Raw genomic sequence first — 436 nt, 5'->3', positions numbered from 1 at the left:
AACAACACTCAGGCGCAAGCGGATCCGGACGGCAAGGTGCGCATCGTCGTCGCCGACCAGAACCCCGGGGTGACCAACTGGGTGGAGACCCTCGGCCATCGCAAGGGCATCCTGCAGTTCCGCTGGCAGCGGGTGTCGCGGCAGCTCACCGATGCCGACGGCCCCACAGTCGAACTGGTCGACCTCGACGCCGTGGCGGCGGCGCTGCCGTTCTTCGAGCACAATAAGATTTGCGGCGCTGCCGTTCTTCGAGCACAATAACTGCGCCAACAACAAGTTCAGGCGAGGATGCTGGGATGACGAAGTTGCTCGATGGCAAGGTAGTGGTGATCAGCGGCGTCGGTCCGGGCCTGGGTACCACACTGGCGCACCGATGCACGCGAGCGGGCGCCGACCTGGTGCCACCGATGCACGCGAGCGGGCGCCGACCTGGTGC

The 436-nt window shown here is 66.1% G+C and carries 2 pseudogenes; both read left to right on the top strand.

Annotation, left to right across the window (positions count from 1 at the left end):
• Positions 1 to 261 (top strand): annotated as a pseudogene (locus H7I87_RS10205) (hypothetical protein); the annotation flags it as partial.
• Between the two features lie 35 nt (positions 262 to 296).
• A pseudogene (locus H7I87_RS10200) lies at positions 297 to 436 on the top strand (hypothetical protein); the annotation flags it as partial.

It is taken from the genome of Mycobacterium timonense, from assembly GCF_025821985.1.
Lineage (GTDB): Bacteria > Actinomycetota > Actinomycetes > Mycobacteriales > Mycobacteriaceae > Mycobacterium > Mycobacterium avium.
The sequence above is the reverse complement of the archived record's forward strand: the minus strand, read 5'-3'. Positions and strand labels throughout refer to the sequence as shown.